Raw genomic sequence first — 15,218 nt, forward strand, 5'->3', positions numbered from 1 at the left:
GGCCCTGCACCACAGGTCGGATGGGGTCAGCGGTCCTTGGCCAGAGCCACGAGATCAGCGAACTGCCCTCCGGCATGCACCAGCTCGTCGTATGTGCCCTGCTCGATCACCCGCCCCTTGTCCATCACGAGGATGCGGTCGGCCAGTCGCGTGTTCTCAAGCTGATGCGTCACAACCACGGTCATGCAGTGCGGGGCGATCTGCTTGATCTGCTGGAAGATCGCGTGCTCACCGCGGGCATCCATCTGCGAGGTCGGCTCATCCAGGATCACGATCGGCGTCTGCCGGTACAGGGCGCGGCTGCACACGAGGCGCTGCCACTGACCGCCGGACAGCTCAGCGCCGCCGAACAGTTCCCGCGCGAGAAGTGTGTCGAGGCCCTGGGGCAACTTCTCGACCTCCTCGCGCATCCCGACCGCGTCGATCGCCTTCCACACCGGGCCGTCATCGTGGGTACGCGGCTGGCCGAGCGTCACGTTCTCGCGAGCCCGCAGCGGCCAGCACGCGAAGTTCTGCGGAACCAGCGACGTGCGCGACCACACAGAACTCGGCGCGGCATCAGCCAGATTGATGCCGTCGAACTGCACGGCGCCCTTGTCGGGCAGCACGATTCCCGTGATCAGCCGGGCCAGCGTCGACTTGCCCGACCCGTTCTCCCCGACGAGCGCCAGGATCTCGCCCCGGCGCAGCGTCAGGGACACCCCGGCCACGGCCGGCTCCTCCTTGCCCGGGTAGTGGTACACGGCCTCGTCGATACGGATCTCCTCGATGCGCTCCGGGATCGTCAACGCGCCGCGCTTGGGCGCGAGTTCGTCCGCAAGATCGAGGAACGCGCGCATGTCGACCAGATAGAGCGACGTGTGAAACAGCGCCGCGCCCTGGATGACGACCTGCGTCAAGGCCGCCACGGCCGTCTGCACGGCGACCACGGCGGTGGCCGCGATCGGCAGCGCGATCCGGCCGGTGATCGCGAGGCCGGCGAGGGTTGCCCAGGTGCACATCAGGAAGAAGCCGCCCAGCGCGCTGCTGGCGGTCTGAATGCGCAGCATCTGCGGCACGGCCTTGAGGGTGCGCTGGTCGATCCGCTCGGACAAGGCCCGGTACCAGTAGATCTGGTAGTCGGTCATGCTGTTCGCGCGGACCTCGTCCCCGAACCGCGCATGGGTCGACCACGACCTCATCATCGCCCGCACGTTACGGTCACCGAGGTTGAGGAAGTGCGTGCGGTAGTCGACGCGAGCGGACAACACGGCGCCGACGCCCGCGGGCAGCACGGCCAGCAGCAGCACCGGCAGCAACAGCGGATGCAGCACCGTGATCACGCCACCCGCGGCGACCATGCGGACCAGCGCGGCGGTGAACCGCTGCGCGTCCTGGACCATGAGACGGGTGCGGGTGACACCGATCTCCGCGGCCTCCTGCTGGTCGGCGAACCCGTCGCGCCCGTACGCGGATGACTCCACCCGCAGCACCGCGGCGACGAGCGCGACATCCGCATCAGTGGTGAGCAGCGGAGTGATCCGTCCGTCCGTGTACGAGGACAACAGGCTGCACATCCGGCCAACCCCCGCCGCGAGCGTCACGACGACCAGCGCCGGCAGGGCGCCGTGCAGGCGTTCGGACACGGTGCCGCCACCGAGGATGTGCGTCATGGCCCGGGCGGTCGTCGCGAGAACGACCGCGGCTGCGATACCGGTGAAGATCTGGCAAGCGAGCAGCAGAACGGCGGCTTGCTTGTCGACCTCCCAGGCTTTGCGCGCGGTGTGCGCGAGCACAGAGGGAAGACGTCGGGCCATCGCACCGAAACGTGCCCCTTCCAGGGGATTCTCGGCGAACTTACTCCCGTAGGTGAGGCTCGCGGGTGGAGGAGGGGGAGGCGTCTTCGGGGGTGTGGTCGAGGCGTCAGTCAATGTCACCTAGTCCTTCCTCAGGGGATGGTGCCGCACCTGGATGGCTCGGCGGTGCCCGGGATAACGACGCCGCCAGCGAATCGAACGCGCTCGATTCCAGACGTCCTGGAAGCCTGGAACCGCAAGGACGACCGAGCCCGATCGCCACCACCCGGCGCCCTCCACGCGCGGCGAATTGGCCGAATCGCCGAGCCTTGAAACGCCTGTGACGAATGAGGTTTGGCGGCCGGGACTGACCATGACGGCCGCCCAAGCAGCAAGGCGCCGATCGACGTGCGCAACAGTGCGGCGGTGGGTGAACCTTCCGGCAGCGCCCGCATTCAGGAGGGGGCCGTGAGCGCATAAGACGGCGTCCAGGAACGGCACTTGAGGTCGGTACGCTGACGGCGAGATCACGTTCCCGCCCCAGAAGGTGATGCGCTGTGGCCCCTGTCGAGCCTGCCGACACCGTCTCGGACTTCTACTGCCACCAGGCACTCGCCGGCCTGGTGGACCTCGACGTCGTCGCCGAGACCGAGACCACCCTCGCCTTTCACCACACCCGCCCTTCGTACCCAGTGCACATCGTGGTGATCCCAAAGGAGCACACGCCGTCGCTCACGGACCTCGGCCGCGGTGGGCCTCAACTGCTCGCTGAGGTACTGGAGACGGTCAGGAAGGTCGCGCAGCAGGTGGAGGCAGAACACGGCGCTTGCTCGGTCACGACCAATCTGGGGCTGTATCAGGAGTCGAAGCACCTGCACTGGCACGTCACCTACCGAGGCGAGTCCGAGGCCGAAATCCTGGCGATGTACGGCAATCACGACGCCTGAGCACCCCAGCTGCCCGGTGAGGCGCTGAGCCCGCTGAGAACGGTCGTTGCGCGAGCCGCCAGACCTGCGATGGCGATCACTCGTGAGCGGGAACACGGATTCTGGGTCCGTCGCGTACAGCACGCCACGCTCCTCATGGGCGGCGTTCGACACGCGAGCGGTGATCAACTGGCGTTCGCGGCATGGAACCTGATGGAATCGGCGCCCGACTTTGGAACGGTCCGTAGCCCATTGCGCTACGGAGAACGCGCGTGGCGTCTGATGAAACAGGGGCCCGCTGCATGGAGTTGATCGTGTCGCTGGACTTCGTACAAACCCTGGTGTTCCGCTCGTGTGCCGGCCGCAGTCCGGTGGGTATGGGGGCGTTCCGTGGCGATCACTGATGCGGACATTGCCGGCGTCGTCGCGTGCTACCTTGAGCGCTTTCCGGACGAGGCCGTGCAGCTGTCGGAGGCGCTTCGATTGCTGGCCCAGGGCCAGGAGTTCGCGTCCAGGCGCAGCTTCCCGATGCATGTGACGGTCGGTGCTCTGCTGGTTCGCGGTGAGACTGAGATTCTCTTGATCGAGCACCGGGCGTACGGGATCACGTTGCAGCCAGGCGGGCATCTGGAGCCGACCGACACGAGTCTTGTCGCGGCGGCCGTGCGAGAGCTGGCCGAGGAAACGGGCATCGATCCCGGTGCGGTCTCGCCCGTCTCGACACTGCCGGCGTACATCGAGTTCGGCAGGGTTCCGGCCCGCCCGGAGAAGGACGAGCCGGAGCACTTCCACCTCGATGTCGGGTATGCCTTTACGACGGTTCACGGACAAGTGGGAAGCCTCCAGGAGTCCGAGGTCACGGGTGCAGGATGGGTTTCGCTCGACGTGGCCGAGCAGCGCGTGGGACATCGCATCGCACGAGCCGTCGGCGCTGCGGCGCACGCTCGTTGACCGCGTCCTTGCGCTAGTCGAAGGACGCTTTGCGGTCGCGGCTCCGCTTGAGCTCGAAGAAGCCGTCCGTTGTCGCGACGAGAGCCACGCCGTCCCATAGCCGCCCGGCGGCTTCCCCGCGGGGCATGGGAGTGACCACCGGACCGAACAGGACGATGCCCCTGACACGCAGCAGCGGGGTTCCGACGTCGAGGCCGGCCTCACGGGTCGCCTCTTCGTGAGACTCCACGATCAGCCGGTCGAAGTGCGTGCTGTGCGCGGCTTCAGACAGCGATGCGGGCAAGCCCGCTTCCGCGAGCGCGTCTGCAATGACAGCGGGTTCATCGCGACGCCGTTGGTTGTGGAGGCGGGTACCGAGCGCGGTGTACAGCGGACCGAGGACGCCACGGCCGCCGTACTCCGTCGCCGCGGCGCACACCCGCACCAAGCCCCATGACCGTTCCATCAGTTCCCGGTACTCGGTGCTGAGGTCCTTGCCCTGGCGTTGGACGAGATTGAGGTGCGCCAGTGACATGAGCCGCCAGTCGGCGCGCACGGGCCTTACCTCCTCGACTTCAAGGAGCCAGCGGGACGTGATCCACGCCCAAGGGCACAGCGGATCGAACCAGAACGGCACCACTTCGCGGTGCTTGGCTGTGGAATCCATGGATGAGCACGTCCTCTCTGCGTTGCCGACGGCCTGCTAGACCTCGAACAGCTCGCTTTGCACGGGCAGGTTGCACTTCGCCGTGCGTCCGGCAGTCTTGGCCAGCGCCGCGAGGTCGTCGCAGGCATCCCGCCGATCTGCCTCTGCGACGAGCCGCATGAACACCTGCGCGGTCACATCGACATCGGCGTACGCACGGTGGCGATCGGCTGGCTGCTGGATGGCGAAATGGGAGAGCAGCGTGTCGAGTTTGTAGTTCGGCAACCCCGGCACGACGTCCTTGGCCAGCGGAATGGTGTCCAGCAGGTCGGTGCGGGACAGAGTCGGACAGTGCTCTCGCTGGTTGTAGATGATGTTGGCCTCGGTGGCGGCGTGCTGGGCCACGAGGAGGTAGCGGCAGCCGTCGGCGAGCTGCCGGTCGAGTCCGCCCAATGCCTCGGCCGGAGAGGGTGCTTGGCCTACTTCGTCCGCAGTTAACCCGGTTTGTGCCGTGTCCGCGGGAGTCACCGGAGCGAATGCGGGCGGCCGGATGAGGGAGGAGTACGTGCCGACGGAGACCCAGGCGTTGCCATCGTGGCGCAACGCGAGGGCCGCGACTTCGATCGGCTGGGCCGGATAGCCCCTGGGGGTCGTTGTTTCGAAGTCGATGACGACGAAGGTGGTTTCCTTGAAAGCCGGGTCGCGGGTGAGTCTGCCCATGTTCCATCGCTCTCGTTGATTCTGATCGTTGCCAGGTCCGCGGAGCCAACTTCGGAGGGGTCCTGGACTGCGAACGTGGTGTGCTGTCACTGGTCGATGAGTTCGGCTACCGCCCGCGTGGCGGAGCGCAGGTCGGGGACGTTCCACCGGCGCTCACCGGTCCAGGTCTCACTGAGTGACCGGTACAGGTCGGACATGACCGGTACGAAGTGAGGCGGAAGGCGCGCGGGCTCAGGCCAGTGATGTCTCGGGACGCCTGCGGCGATCCATCTGGTGACCGGCACTTCGAGCCCGTTGTTCACGTACCAGTTGCGCAGGACCTGCTTGCCGCAGTGCACACCGTCGAACAGCAGGCGGCTTTCGTCCGGTGTGCCGGGGCTGTCCGCGACCATCAGCTTCCCTCGCGAGACTACGAACTCGGCCTTCCCGTCGCAGTGCCGCAGTCCGCGCTCGTTCGCGTGGGCGGTGAGCAGTTTGTTGACGGTGATCGCGGTGTCGCGCATCTCCCGGAACAGGTGGTTCGTCAGGCCGGACAGGCGCTGTGCCTCGTCTACGCCGATGATCTCGTTGGTGTCGCCCAGCATCGTTGCGTACTCGAGGATGGGGCGAGGGAGTATCTCGCCCACCGCGGGAATGTGGCGGAGTCCGACGTCTGCGGGGACCATCGTCCCGTCGGCGAGCCGGCGGTGTACAGAGCTGCCTTGTGGGACCTCGTTGCGGAAGAGGACCTGGACCGGAACGAGGTAGCTCTCTGCGCCGGCGGGCGGTGGGTCGGCCGGGTCGGGGACTCGAGCGAGGGAGAACTCGATGCGGTTGGGAGCGATGTACCGGCGAAAGTGCGTGCGTACGCCGGCCGCTTCCAACATGGCGAATGTGAAGGCGGCCATGCGGCAGACCGCCTCGCCCTTTCCCGGGATCGTGTCCGGCATCGGTCCGAAGCGGAACACCGAGTAGGTGTCGGTGTATTCGAAGATCCCGACGCCCTCGGTGGTGGCTGTGGGAGGGACGACGACTTCCAGGTTCTTCGTCGAATGCAGGACAGGCATCAGGCTCCCTCCGCGCAGGCCGCTCGCCTTGCGGCCCGTGGGTGGCGAGCCGCGCTGCTGGACCCCGCAGACGTGGTCGTGGTTCGCGCTTCGGCCACGCCGGACAGGTGGCCGTGCTTGATCGTGAGCACGCGCATTCCCGCGGCCCTGGCGGAGGCGATGCCGTCTGGTGCGTCGTCAACGGCGAGGCACCGCTTGGCGGGGACGTTGAGGCGTCGGGCCGCTTCGAGATACAGATCGGGAGCCGGCTTTCCCTGTTCGGCGTCCTCGCGGGCAACGATGGCGGCGAACTTGTCCGCGAGCCCGAGTGCTTGCAGGCCCGGGAAAACAAGGACTCGGCTTGCCCCGGACGCCACAGCGCATGGCAGCTCGGCTTGGCGCGCGACGCCGAGGAGAGACACGGTGCACGGGAGCGGCGCGATGGCGTCGAGGCTGCTCAGCAGGAGGGCGCGGCTGGCGTGGATGATCGTGTGGTGGGGCAGGCGCCGGCCGCCGGGGAGGGCGGTCAGGAGATCCTCAACGGAAAGGCCGACGTGTTGGAGGTACCAGTCGTGCTTCAGCTCGATGTCGTATGGCGCGAGCGCTTCGCGAAGCGCGGCTTCATGGCCGGGAGTGGTATCGGCGAGCGTTCCGTCAAAGTCGAAGATGACCGCGCTGACGTCATCGGGGAGCGCGTGTGCGCAGAATGCGGCCAAGTCGGGGCGTGGGTCGTCGGCGAATGGAGGCGTGTTGTTCATGCTGTGACCGCCGCAGTCTGATGGCCGCAGCACATGCAGGCGCCCATGGCCTGCCAGGGCTCGCGCAGGCATCTGACGTTGGTTTGCGCGGTGCGGATCCACGACCGGATCTGGTCGGCGGCCTCATGCTCATCGATGTGGCGCCGGTCCACGATCCGGTAGCGGCCCGGATCGGTGGCGGCCACCCGCTCGTACAGCAGGGACGCCTGCTGCATGAACAGGACTTGCTCGGCGGTGAAGATACATCGGTCGCGTTGCTGAGCGCGGCTGACGGCCGCTCGGGCGTCGTCGGTCACCAGGATGGTGAGGTCGGGTAGGGGCCGGTAGGAAGCGGCGAGGTGCAGCAAGGAGACGGCGGTTTCCAGCGCGGCGTCTTGGTCGTTCGGGTGCAGCAGGGCGGCCTGGCACACCGCGGTGCTGTCGACGCTGCGGCCCTCGACGACGGTGCGCCCGCCGGCCAGGTCGGGGAGCACGGTGTCCAGGTCGTGCCGCTTGATGGCCATCAGCAGCAGGGCCTCGGCCATGGGGGTGCCACCGCGGAGGAAGGGATCTCCTTGGGCGGCCTCACACAGCCCGCGCAGGAGGGCTCTGCCTAGTCCTGGTCGCTCGTTCGTGCGTGCTGCGAACCCGTCGAGCAGGAGCGGCTTGTCGTGGAGCCTTTCGACGGCGCGGCCTGTCAGGTAGGTCTTGCCCACACCGGTGGTGCCTTCGACGGAGATGAGCGGGCCGCGGGTGCACGGCGGACTGGTGGGTGTGTGGGACACGTGGCGGATCCCTTCAGGGCACAGTGGGCCTGGGGCAGGGACGGCGTTCATGCGGTACGAGGCCAGGAGGCTGCTGCCTGGACGATGGTGTCGGCATAGTGATCGAGGACGGCATCGGTGTCGTGTTCGGTGAGGATCACGGCGAGCGTGTGGTCGAGGATGTGGGCAGCACCCCGACACGGGCGGCCAAGACCGCGGAACATGGGGCGGGTATCGCACGGCACGAGCCGGAAGCTGCCGGTGGAGTTCGGCACCCCTTGACAGGCCAGATAGGCGGCGAACTCCCTTGGGTGCGGGAGGTCGAGGTGAAGGAGCGGGGAGTAGCCGTTCCACTGTTCGTCGGCGGTAGGCGTCAGGACCGACAGCGCGGGCACGGTCTCCAGGGCGGCCAGCAGCTGGCGGGTCTGCCGCTGGCGCAGGGTCACGAGCGCGGTCAGCTGGTCGAGGTTGGACCGTGCGATCGCGGCGAGCGGCGCGGCGAGGCGGGAGTTGGTGGTCAGCCGGGTCAGCGGGGCGCTACCTGACGGGGGCGTCTGCCAGTGGCTTCGGTAGGCAGCCGCGTGTTCGGCGATCTCCCGGCGGGAGGCGAGCAGGAAGCCGCCTTCGCCGCTCCAGAGGATCTTGCCGTCCTTCATGCTGAAGCATCCGACCGCGCCGACGGTGCCGGCCCGCTGCCCGGAGCGCACCGTGCCGACGGCCTGGGCGGCGTCCTCGATAACGGTGAGGCCGTGCGTGTCCGCGAACTGGGCCAGCATGGTGGGGTCGGTCATCCGGCCCCACAGGTGCACCGGCATGATCGCGCGTGTGCGTGCGGTGACCTTGCGGGTTGCGTCCTCATAGTCGAGGTCTAAAGTGGTGGGCTCGCTGTCGATGAACACCGGTGTGGCGCCCAGGGCGACGAGCGGGGCCACGGTCATCACTACGGACAGGGCGGGGACAAGGACCTCGTCGCCCGGTCCAATGTCGCAGGCGGACAGCGCGGCGTGCAGGGCCGCGGTGCCGGAGGACACCGCGACGGCGTGCGGAACGCCGAAAGCGTCGGCCAGTTCGCGCTCCAGGTCCGCGACCGTCGTCCCTCCGCTCGGATCGGGCATCTGCGCAAGCACCGCGGCGACACGCTCGGCGCAGTCGGCGGCCATGGTGGGCGTCATCGGACGGTCTCCGCGGCCAGTAGGCGGGGCATGTCGAGGACGAGGGGCCACATGTTCACGCAGTCCCGACCGAAGTGGGAGCAGTCCGTACATACAGGAGGTGCGGCGAACAGCGTGCGTGCGTCGGCATCGCGGAGGGTGCGCCGCTCCTCGGGGCGGGTGGCCGCAATCTTGCGGTCGGACGGGCAGTCCCAGATGGACCCGTCGGGCTGAGCGAAGTACAGACGTGTTCCGCCGAAGCAGTTCGCGACCTCCCCGGACTCCTGGGTGGAGACGGCGGCCACGAAGCGCCGCGTGTAGGACGGGTCCGGTAGGGCCAGGCGGCTCGGGCGGGCATAGAGCAGGTCGAGCTGCTCCGCCACGGCCGGTGCGTCCTCGGCGCGATGGGTCAGCTTCGTGAACAGCGCGTGGTCGGGCGCGAGGGAGATCGGCTGGGGGACGTAGTAGTCGACGCCGAGGTGCTCGGCCAACTGCGCCATGTCCGTGATCTCCTGCGGGCGTTCACGCATAACCACGGTATAGATCCCGACCCGTGGAGCATGCTGCTCGCCGCGTGCTGCGAGCAGCGTGTGAATGCCGTCCAGAACGGTGCCGTGACCGAAGCGGCCGGAGCGCGAGGGGCGTAACTGGTCGTTGGTGTGCGGATCGGCGCTGTCGAGGGAGACGGAGACGCCGTCGACGCCGAGGTCGATGAGCCGGTAGGCCATGCCGGGCCGGGTGAGCGGGACCCCGTTGGTGGCGATCACGACCTGACAGCCCGCCTCCTTGATGAGCGAGATCAGCTCCAAGGTCGTGGGCCAGTCCAGCGGTTCGCCGCCGGCGATGACCACACGTGTGATCGCCGATCCGGCCAAGGTGCGGGCGAATGCCTTGAGCTGGTCGGCGGGAACGTCGCTGCGGGACAGATGCGACAGCACACCGGGCGCGGATGGCGGCGCCAGCTTGTGCTCCTCGGTCGTGCCGAAATAGCAGTATTTGCAGGCGAAGGAGCAGGGGGAGCGCAGAGCCCACAACAAGGTCGCATCACGCCGCATGGTCGGTCTCCTTCTGCCGGGCGACGTCCTCGATGACCAGGGCTGCTTCGGCGACGACCTCCTCGACGGGCCGACCTGTGGTGTCGATGACGCGGTATCGGCCGGGTTCGGCTGCGGCCAGGTCGGCGTACAGGGCATCGACGCACTCGATGATCTGGACATCCCGTGCAGTGAGCGTCCGTCCGATGCGTTGGGCGAAGCGCTGCGTGCACTGCCGGTGGTCGCCGGACAGCAGCACGGTCGCATCGGGCGAGTGACGCCATGGCGTCATGGTCGCCAGCACATGCCGGGCAACATCCCGCGGATCATTCTCGGGCTGGTGGGCGCCGAGGATCGCGGCTTGGTACACGGCCACGGAGTCGAGTCCCCGGTCTTCCAGGACTACCTCGGGCACATCGGCCCGCCCGGCGAGCCGTTCCGTCTCCCGGACCTTTAACGCCAGCAGCGCCAGAGTCTCGACGGCCGGATGCCCCGTGCGCAGGAACACGTCGCCCTGCGCCGCCAGTGCCGCGATCACCCGTCCGGGCAAGGTTTCCTTGCCCTGGTCGGTGAGTTCGTCCAGCAGCAGGCAGCGTTCGCCGATCCGTGCGGCGAGAGCCCGGGTCACCGTGGTCTTCCCGACGCCGTTGATGCCTTCGCAGCTGATCCACAGCGGACGGCGCGCGCGGGCGGCGAGTCGCTGTGTGGGGAGTCGCACGGCATTCATGCGCGCCGCCGGCACACGTAAAGGATCTCGCTAGCCGCCTCGGGGACCGCGGCGGATGCGAGCGGGGCAAGGAACGCTTCGGGGACCACGTCCTGCAGTCGCGCGAACAGGGCAGCCGCGCCCGCACCGAACCGTTCCCCCAGCGCCGCGCTTACCACCTCTCCTCCTGCGGGAAGCAGCCCCAGCGCCTCGATGATCTCCAGCCCTGCCGCATCGAGTTCGGGCTCGAGCTCCTCGCGGTTCCACTCATACACATGCACCCGGTACTGCAGCGGCCTGGGTGCGGGGCCGGGAGACTCAGGCGTGGACAGGTACAGCACACCGCCCGGGGCCAGATGGTCGGCCATCTGGCGCAGGCACAACACGCCCCGCTCACGCGGCAGATGCTCGAACGCGCTCGTGTTGATCATCACGTCGGCCAGCGGGACGCTGGCCGGCCAGGGCTCGGAGACGTCGGTGGTCGCCCAGTCCACGCTGAACGTGCTCTGGTAGTGCTCTTCGAGGCGGCCGACCATGGCGCGCGCCTCTCGAAGGTTCTCCGGGGCGATGTCCAGGCCGGTGTAGGAGGCGATATGCGGGGCGGACTTGTACAAGGTCGGCAGTTGCAGCCCCCGGCCGCAGCACACATCCACGACGTCGGCGCCTGGCTTGCAGCGCTCTGCGATGTACTGGTGCTGCAGGAAGTTCATGATCCCGGACGGTTTCACGTGCCCGTGGAACAGTGCGGTGTAGAAGTCGTCCATCTGGTTCGTGCTGTACGGCCCGATCATCGGGGTGCCGGGCCGAGTGCGGTACTGCTCGCCCAGCCGTTCAGGGGCGGTCCTTAGCGTGTCTCCCATGGAAAGATCACCCACCCTTCGCAGCGCAGAGCGATGTAGTCGATGGCTGCCTGAGGCTGTTGCGGGAGCAGCCAGTTGGCCTGGTTCACGCACAGCACGGCCGTACGCAGGCGAGCCGCGGTCAAGCCGGCGATTATGCGGCGCGTGTGGGCGAGAGTGGTGCCGCTGCCGGCGACGTCGTCGACCAGGAGCACGTCGCGGCCCACCAGGTTTCCGAGCGAGGCCGGATTGCGCAGGCGTGGGGCGGAGCTCTTCTCCGCCTGGATCCCGTCGGACAGCGTGCGGGTTACCTCCACGGCGCGGACGTCACGTACGTCCAGCTGGTGGGCGAGCGCCACGGCGGGGATCATGCCGCCACGCAGGATCCCGACGATGGTCTGCGGGATCCTGTCGCTGCGTATGCGCTCGGCGAGTTGCTGCGTGAACTCGGCGAAGTCGGTCCAGGAGATGTCGGCGCCCAGCTGCGTTTCAGCGGCCACGCTCGTCTCCCCACAGCAGGATGTGCAGGCGCGAGCTGACCGACCAGCCGCGTGGGATGGCGATCTCCGACAGCGTCTTCACGCCGGCGATGACCGTGGCGGCATCGGTGCCTTCCGGGAGCAGCCACACGGGGTCGAGGTCGTACGCGGCCACTGCTTCTTCGACTTCGGGCACATCGCGGTCGGGATCGGCGATGACGAACTTGAAGATGGCCTTTCCGCTGGCGCAGAAGGCTTTGAGAGCGTTCTCCTGGAGCCGCTTGCCGCGGCGCACCCCGGACGTGGACAGCTTCGGTGACACATTGAACTGCGCGGCAACATCGACGAGTTCCGGTGTCGGAGCGATCGTTCCGTTGGTCTCGAACTCGACCAAGTACCCCGCCTCACACAGGTGGGTTACCAGCGGCAGCAGGGCATGCTGCTGGATCATCGGCTCCCCGCCGGAGATGACCACCCGCCGCGCCTTGTGTCGTGCGACGAAGTCCGCCAACTCGTCGACCGACGTCACGGTGAGCTGTTCGATCGGGTCGATGCCCGGGGCGTCCCATTTCCAGGAGTACGGCGTATCGCAGGCCCACAAGGCGCCCGGTCCGGTCCCGCAGTCGAGGTTGCAGACACCAAGACGGATGAACACCGCGGCTTGCCCGGCCGAGGGTCCCTCGCCCTGCAGCGAGTGGAACATCTCGTTCACGGCCAGCTGCCCCGTAGCTGCGGCCTTCTGCAGAATCTGTGCGGCGATCGCGTTCATCGGGTGGCCTCCAGTCCCGCGGTGGTGGTGTAGGTGGCCGAGCAGGTATCGGTCTCATGGACCGTCACGGACAGCAATTGGCATGAGGGGGCCGTCGGCGCGATGTTCGTGGCGTACCAGTCGGCCACGTGCTCGGCGAGATGCTCCACCGTCGCGTCGCGGCCGTCGGGGAACAGCTCGCCGAGCGACTCCATGCGCGACCAGGACCTCAGATAGGTCTCGACCGGTGCGAGGTCGTTGAAGTCGATGACGAAGCCGGGCTCGGTGAGCTTGTCCGCGCCGAGGGTGAGGTCCACGTACAGGTTGTGACCATGGAGGTTCCGGCATTCGTGGCCCTCGGGCAGGGAGTTGATGGCGTGCATGGCGCTGATGGGGCCGATCTTCTTCTGCACGGTGTAGCGCATGCGGCATTCCTTCCGTGAGGTGGAGGGGCGACGTCCTCTGGCGCGGCAGGTGAGGCGACCGCTCAGGTTCTGGGGAGGGACCCGGCGATGCTCACGGTGGCCATGGCGAGGACGAAGACGAGGATGCGTACGGTCATGCGGGACGGCCGCCGGGCGCTCCATCGGAGCCGTCGCGTCGCATCGGTGGGCGGACCGACGGACGCGGCATCGGCCGTTTCGGCGCGCGTGGACTTCACTGGTACCTCCACACCAGATAGGGCACGACCGAGCCAACAGCGAGAAGCAGGACTGCTGCGAGGAGAGCCCAGACGAGCATCGGGCCGTCGGCGGCGCGGTCCTCAGCTTCCTGGCGCGTCTTCTCCGCAGCCTGCTGCTTGGCCGCGGCCTCGTGCGCTTCTTGCTGGCAGCCGGGGCAGTGGTCAGGTATGTGCTCGGGGACGGGCATCAGAGGCGTCCCGGGGAGACGGGATCACTCCACTCGACGCCGGGCAAGGCCGGTGTTCCCGAGGAGGACGTCCCCGACGGGCGCACTGCGAACTGGACAGCCATCGCCGCGTGCGGTGCCGGCTCGGGCCGATACCGGGCGAGCGCCTCACGCAGAGGACCGGGAGGCACGAGGCGGTCGCTCGCGGACGGCCGCAGCCAGAAGGGGCCTGGCGGAGCCGTTCGCTCCAGGCGCGGCAGCGTGATCTTGTGCGGGTACCCAAGGCAAACAGCGTGGGAATGGGGCGCCCATGCGTCGGATGTGCCGGGAGGCACCAGCCAGTACGCCCACCCGCTGTCAGGATCCACGATCACAGGCCCGCAGCCGCCTTGTATTTCGTCCATCGCCGCGGCGACGGACTGAGCGGCAAGTCCCGCCGCGGTGATCACAACGTCGAAGCATCGCCCGCCCAGGCGCACCCGGGCGTCCCGCCCACCCTCGACGTCCAGGAGGGTGCGGATCAGGTCGCGAAGATCGTCCATGTCGGACGCCGGCGAGCACGCGATACCGGGCGACGGCGCGAGCGGGCCCTGAACAGCGGTCGCGCTCACGGACGCGACGGGGGAGTTCACAGGTCCACCCGATCCGGTCGCAGCTCTGCCCGCACGACCTTCCCGGAAGCATCCTGGAGCAAGAACCACGTGACGACGGCGCCAAGCTGACGAGCTCTCCATAGACCGCGCCCGAGCTCGCCCTGGACGGCCTGCGCGAAGTCAGGGAAGGACGGATTGTCGTCGGTGACCTCAAGGAGCAGGTGCTGCGCCTCGGTTCGGGTCAGCTTCACGTGGATCTGCTCGGACTCGCCGGGGGTGATCCCATGCGCGAGCGCGTTGCTGACCAGGATCCCCAGCACATCAACCGCGCGACGGACGTTGCCCGACCAGCCGAGCAGGGTCACCCGGGTATACCCCTCGATACGGGCAGCCTGCACGGCAACGGGGTCGGCCCGGAGGGAAAGCTCGCACCACATGATGTTCGGCGCCAACGGTGCGTCGTGCATGGTCTGGTTCACGAGTCCCTCCGTCTGGTCTCGAGCTGGCCTTCGTGGATGGGGAAGCAGCACCAGGCCGTGGTGCCGTCAGTGCTAAAGCCCCACGTGCCGCCCAGTTCGTTGATCAGCGCACTCACGAGGAAAAGCCCGCGCCCGGACTCGTCGTCGGGCTTGGCCTGCTGGGGCGCCGGCACGCGGGTGGAGGTGCCGTCGTCGATCTCGAAGCGCACGTAGCCGAGGCGCGGGCAGTAGCCCCGGTAGTTGAGCTCTGCGGTGCCGGAGTGCCGTACGGCGTTGGTGGCGAACTCGGAGATGACCACCAGAGCCAGGTCTGTGCGGTCCCTCGGCATGCGGCAGGCATTGCGTAACCACGTGCCGCTAATGCGGCGGAGTGCGCTCACCTGCTGCGGGGTGGACTCCACGGAGGCGGTGACGGGCGATGGCAGCACCTGCGACACCGGGCGGGATGAATCGGCGGCGCTGGTCGGCATGTTGTCCTTCGTCCGGGCGAAGCCACCCATGCGTACGGCGCTCGTCATCATGGCTTTCCCAGGGGAGGGGTTCATGTGGAAGTGCTCCCGCTCGTCGAGTGGCTGGCCTACAAGAGCGAACCGCCAAACCGCGGCCCCCGGAATGGGGGCAAGGGCCTGAGGGTGGTCAAGGTGGTCAAAGATCGTTCGCGCGTGACCGTCCAGAACGCCCAAGGGGCCATCGACCGGTAGCGGTCCGTGTGTTCCGTCCCGGCTATGTCGAGGTGCCGTTGCCCGCTGGCTGGCGCGAACGTGCCGGGGTGGGCCACGCGAGCCCAGGGGCCCCTACGAGCACGGGCCGCTGTGGA

General features: G+C 68.0%; 19 protein-coding genes. 2 read left to right on the top strand and 17 right to left on the bottom strand.

What is annotated here, in order from left to right; genetic code table 11:
* Positions 1–26: 26 nt before the first annotated feature.
* Positions 27–1,910 (bottom strand): ATP-binding cassette domain-containing protein, encoded by a 1,884-nt coding sequence (locus H9Y04_RS38450; RefSeq protein WP_187818898.1) that lies wholly within the window; start codon positions 1,908–1,910, stop codon positions 27–29.
* 422 nt (positions 1,911–2,332) lie between these two features.
* On the opposite strand from H9Y04_RS38450, the gene H9Y04_RS38455 reads away from it, so the two are divergent.
* Positions 2,333–2,722, top strand: coding sequence for an HIT family protein (locus tag H9Y04_RS38455; protein WP_187818857.1), 390 nt, complete (start codon positions 2,333–2,335; stop codon positions 2,720–2,722).
* 369 nt (positions 2,723–3,091) lie between these two features.
* Entirely contained in the window at positions 3,092–3,652 is a 561-nt protein-coding gene (locus H9Y04_RS38460) for an NUDIX hydrolase (protein ID WP_187818858.1), read from the top strand.
* A gap of 13 nt (positions 3,653–3,665) precedes the next feature.
* Here the strand turns inward: H9Y04_RS38460 and H9Y04_RS38465 are convergent, their stop codons facing one another.
* The 16 genes from H9Y04_RS38465 to H9Y04_RS38540 form a co-directional block, all read right to left on the bottom strand.
* A complete protein-coding gene (locus tag H9Y04_RS38465) occupies positions 3,666–4,298 on the bottom strand; it encodes a DsbA family protein (RefSeq protein WP_187818859.1) in 633 nt (210 codons plus the stop codon).
* A 36-nt stretch (positions 4,299–4,334) separates the two neighbouring features.
* On the bottom strand, positions 4,335–4,997 hold the full coding sequence (locus H9Y04_RS38470; RefSeq protein WP_187818860.1) for a 3'-5' exonuclease: 663 nt from the start codon (positions 4,995–4,997) through the stop codon (positions 4,335–4,337).
* 86 nt (positions 4,998–5,083) lie between these two features.
* Entirely contained in the window at positions 5,084–6,043 is a 960-nt protein-coding gene (locus tag H9Y04_RS38475; protein WP_187818861.1) for a phosphoribosylaminoimidazolesuccinocarboxamide synthase, read from the bottom strand.
* The gene (locus H9Y04_RS38480) at positions 6,043–6,780 is read right to left on the bottom strand and encodes an HAD family hydrolase (RefSeq protein WP_187818862.1); all 738 of its coding nucleotides are present in this window, start codon (positions 6,778–6,780) and stop codon (positions 6,043–6,045) included. Before H9Y04_RS38480 ends, H9Y04_RS38475 begins: the two co-directional genes overlap by 1 nt.
* On the bottom strand, positions 6,777–7,595 hold the full coding sequence (locus H9Y04_RS38485) for a nucleoside/nucleotide kinase family protein (protein ID WP_187818863.1): 819 nt from the start codon (positions 7,593–7,595) through the stop codon (positions 6,777–6,779). Before H9Y04_RS38485 ends, H9Y04_RS38480 begins: the two co-directional genes overlap by 4 nt.
* Positions 7,592–8,695, bottom strand: a complete 1,104-nt coding sequence (locus H9Y04_RS38490; protein WP_187818864.1) for a DegT/DnrJ/EryC1/StrS family aminotransferase — start codon at positions 8,693–8,695, stop codon at positions 7,592–7,594. Before H9Y04_RS38490 ends, H9Y04_RS38485 begins: the two co-directional genes overlap by 4 nt.
* Positions 8,692–9,729 carry a radical SAM protein gene (locus tag H9Y04_RS38495; protein ID WP_187818865.1) on the bottom strand — a complete coding sequence of 346 codons (1,038 nt, stop codon included), beginning with the start codon at positions 9,727–9,729 and terminating at the stop codon, positions 8,692–8,694. The genes H9Y04_RS38490 and H9Y04_RS38495 overlap by 4 nt, the downstream gene beginning before the upstream one ends.
* Positions 9,719–10,450 (bottom strand): thymidylate kinase, encoded by a 732-nt coding sequence (locus H9Y04_RS38500; protein ID WP_308801738.1) that lies wholly within the window; start codon positions 10,448–10,450, stop codon positions 9,719–9,721. The genes H9Y04_RS38495 and H9Y04_RS38500 overlap by 11 nt, the downstream gene beginning before the upstream one ends.
* Positions 10,432–11,178: a class I SAM-dependent methyltransferase gene (locus H9Y04_RS38505; RefSeq protein ID WP_187818866.1), complete on the bottom strand. Its 747-nt coding sequence runs from the start codon at positions 11,176–11,178 to the stop codon at positions 10,432–10,434. Before H9Y04_RS38505 ends, H9Y04_RS38500 begins: the two co-directional genes overlap by 19 nt.
* An 80-nt stretch (positions 11,179–11,258) precedes the next feature.
* A complete protein-coding gene (locus H9Y04_RS38510; RefSeq protein WP_187818867.1) occupies positions 11,259–11,753 on the bottom strand; it encodes a phosphoribosyltransferase in 495 nt (164 codons plus the stop codon).
* Positions 11,743–12,501, bottom strand: coding sequence for a 7-carboxy-7-deazaguanine synthase QueE (locus H9Y04_RS38515; RefSeq protein WP_187818868.1), 759 nt, complete (start codon positions 12,499–12,501; stop codon positions 11,743–11,745). Before H9Y04_RS38515 ends, H9Y04_RS38510 begins: the two co-directional genes overlap by 11 nt.
* Positions 12,498–12,905, bottom strand: a complete 408-nt coding sequence (locus tag H9Y04_RS38520) for a 6-pyruvoyl trahydropterin synthase family protein (RefSeq protein WP_187818869.1) — start codon at positions 12,903–12,905, stop codon at positions 12,498–12,500. The genes H9Y04_RS38515 and H9Y04_RS38520 overlap by 4 nt, the downstream gene beginning before the upstream one ends.
* 62 nt (positions 12,906–12,967) lie before the next feature.
* Entirely contained in the window at positions 12,968–13,141 is a 174-nt protein-coding gene (locus tag H9Y04_RS38525; RefSeq protein WP_187818870.1) for a hypothetical protein, read from the bottom strand.
* The gene (locus tag H9Y04_RS38530) at positions 13,138–13,350 is read right to left on the bottom strand and encodes a hypothetical protein (RefSeq protein ID WP_187818871.1); all 213 of its coding nucleotides are present in this window, start codon (positions 13,348–13,350) and stop codon (positions 13,138–13,140) included. Before H9Y04_RS38530 ends, H9Y04_RS38525 begins: the two co-directional genes overlap by 4 nt.
* Positions 13,351–13,957: 607 nt before the next feature.
* Positions 13,958–14,401 (bottom strand): ATP-binding protein, encoded by a 444-nt coding sequence (locus H9Y04_RS38535; RefSeq protein WP_187818872.1) that lies wholly within the window; start codon positions 14,399–14,401, stop codon positions 13,958–13,960.
* Positions 14,398–14,946, bottom strand: a complete 549-nt coding sequence (locus H9Y04_RS38540) for an ATP-binding protein (protein WP_187818873.1) — start codon at positions 14,944–14,946, stop codon at positions 14,398–14,400. The genes H9Y04_RS38535 and H9Y04_RS38540 overlap by 4 nt, the downstream gene beginning before the upstream one ends.
* Positions 14,947–15,218 lie beyond the last annotated feature (272 nt).

The sequence above is a fragment of the Streptomyces polyasparticus genome (assembly GCF_014493765.1).
GTDB classification, from domain to species: Bacteria; Actinomycetota; Actinomycetes; order Streptomycetales; family Streptomycetaceae; genus Streptomyces; species Streptomyces polyasparticus.

Coding starts and splice junctions, on each gene's coding strand:
- H9Y04_RS38465 (WP_187818859.1), bottom strand. CDS start 4,298: ATGGATTCCACAGCCAAGCACCGCGAAGTGGTGCCGTTCTGGTTCGAT.
- H9Y04_RS38470 (WP_187818860.1), bottom strand. CDS start 4,997: ATGGGCAGACTCACCCGCGACCCGGCTTTCAAGGAAACCACCTTCGTC.
- H9Y04_RS38475 (WP_187818861.1), bottom strand. CDS start 6,043: ATGCCTGTCCTGCATTCGACGAAGAACCTGGAAGTCGTCGTCCCTCCC.
- H9Y04_RS38480 (WP_187818862.1), bottom strand. CDS start 6,780: ATGAACAACACGCCTCCATTCGCCGACGACCCACGCCCCGACTTGGCC.
- H9Y04_RS38485 (WP_187818863.1), bottom strand. CDS start 7,595: ATGAACGCCGTCCCTGCCCCAGGCCCACTGTGCCCTGAAGGGATCCGC.
- H9Y04_RS38490 (WP_187818864.1), bottom strand. CDS start 8,695: ATGACGCCCACCATGGCCGCCGACTGCGCCGAGCGTGTCGCCGCGGTG.
- H9Y04_RS38495 (WP_187818865.1), bottom strand. CDS start 9,729: ATGCGGCGTGATGCGACCTTGTTGTGGGCTCTGCGCTCCCCCTGCTCC.
- H9Y04_RS38505 (WP_187818866.1), bottom strand. CDS start 11,178: ATGGACGACTTCTACACCGCACTGTTCCACGGGCACGTGAAACCGTCC.
- H9Y04_RS38515 (WP_187818868.1), bottom strand. CDS start 12,501: ATGAACGCGATCGCCGCACAGATTCTGCAGAAGGCCGCAGCTACGGGG.
- H9Y04_RS38520 (WP_187818869.1), bottom strand. CDS start 12,905: ATGCGCTACACCGTGCAGAAGAAGATCGGCCCCATCAGCGCCATGCAC.
- H9Y04_RS38530 (WP_187818871.1), bottom strand. CDS start 13,350: ATGCCCGTCCCCGAGCACATACCTGACCACTGCCCCGGCTGCCAGCAA.
- H9Y04_RS38540 (WP_187818873.1), bottom strand. CDS start 14,946: ATGAACCCCTCCCCTGGGAAAGCCATGATGACGAGCGCCGTACGCATG.